We start from the raw sequence: 1,685 nt of genomic DNA on the forward strand, positions 1-1,685 counted from the left end.
GGTTCTGGCACCTGGGCAGCCCGCGCGCGGTGATATTCGACGAGACGTACTACGCCAAGGACGCGTGGGCGATCGTCCACCGCGGTTTCGAGGCCAGCTGGGACCAGTACGGCAAGAACGCCAACGAGCTGGTGCTCCAGCAGGGCGGCCGGCTGGCGGTCCCGACGGACCCGGCGTACGTGGTGCACCCGCCGGTCGGGAAGTACGTCATCGGGCTCGGCGAGCTGATCTTCGGGTTCGACCCGTTCGGCTGGCGGTTCATGACGGCGCTGCTCGGCACGCTGAGCGTGCTGCTGCTGTGCCGGATCGGCCGCCGGATGTTCCGCTCGACGTTCCTGGGCTGCCTGGCGGGCGCGCTGATGGCGGTGGACGGCCTGCACTTCGTGATGAGCCGGACCTCGCTGCTCGACGGCGTGCTGATGTTCTTCGTGGTGGCCGCGTTCGGCTGTCTGGTCGTGGACCGGGACCGGGCGCGGGAGAGACTGGCCGCCGCCCTGCCGGTCACGGCGGACGGGGGGGTCCGGCCGGACGCGCGGGTCGCGGACGGCTTCCGGTTCGGCCGGCGCCCGTGGCGCTGGACCGCCGGGGTGATGCTGGGGCTGGCCGTGGGCACGAAGTGGAACGGCCTGTACGTGCTGGCCGCGTTCTGCGTGATGACGGTCCTGTGGGACGTCGGCACGCGCAAGGTGGCCGGCGCCCGGCACCCGTACGCCGCGGCCCTCAAGTACGACACCGGGCTCGCCTTCGTGGCGACGGTCCCGGTGGCAGTGGTGGTCTACCTGGCCTCCTGGACCGGCTGGATCCTCTCCCCGGCCAACGGCCGGGGCGGCTACTACCGCAACTGGGCGGCCACCGACGGCAAGGGCGGCAGCTGGACGTTCCTGCCGGACTGGCTGCGCAGCCTGTGGCACTACGAGCACGAGGTGTACAAGTTCCACGTCCACCTCGACCAGCCGCACACGTACCAGTCCAACCCGTGGAGCTGGATCGTGCTGGGCCGCCCGGTGTCGTACTTCTACGAGTCCCCCTCCCCCGGCGCCGACGGCTGCCCGGCGGACGCGGGCCAGAAGTGCGCCCGGGAGGTGCTGGCGATCGGCACGCCGCTGCTGTGGTGGGCGGCCTGCTTCGCGATCCTGTACGTCCTGTGGCGCTGGGCCTTCCGCCGCGACTGGCGGGCCGGCGCCATCGCCTGCGGCATCGCGGCGGGTTACCTGCCCTGGTTCCTCTACCAGGAACGGACGATCTTCCTCTTCTACGCGGTGGTCTTCCTGCCGTTCCTGTGCCTGGCGGTGGCGATGCTGATCGGCGCGATCATCGGCCCACCGGGCTCCACCGACACCCGCCGCCTGATCGGCGCCTCGACGGCGGGCGTCCTGGTCCTGCTGATCGCCTGGAACTTCATCTACTTCTGGCCCCTGTTCACGGGCCAGGCGATCCCCATCGACAGCTGGCGGTCGCGGATGTGGCTGGACACCTGGGTGTAGCCGACCGTGCGCCGGGGGCGCGGACCACAGTGCGTCAACGGCGTTTGCGGCCGAAGCGGCGTTTGCCCTTGTTCGCCTTTCGGCCGGTCAGCTGCTGCGCCTCGTGTGTCTTTCCCATCGCGGTCAGTGCGGCGGCGAGCATCCGGATGACCCGCTCGGTCCTAGGGTGCTTCGCACCGAAGAGGCGTACGTAACCGGCCC

The 1,685-nt window shown here is 70.7% G+C and carries 1 protein-coding gene; it reads left to right on the forward strand.

Annotated features, from left to right (window positions below):
* The coding region (locus IE312_RS19265; protein WP_229900134.1) for a dolichyl-phosphate-mannose--protein mannosyltransferase at positions 1 to 1,484 on the forward strand (1,484 nt) is incomplete at its 5' end.
* Positions 1,485 to 1,685: the final 201 nt, after the last annotated feature.

The sequence above is a fragment of the Streptomyces capoamus genome, from assembly GCF_014654935.1.
GTDB classification, from domain to species: domain Bacteria; phylum Actinomycetota; class Actinomycetes; order Streptomycetales; family Streptomycetaceae; genus Streptomyces; species Streptomyces capoamus.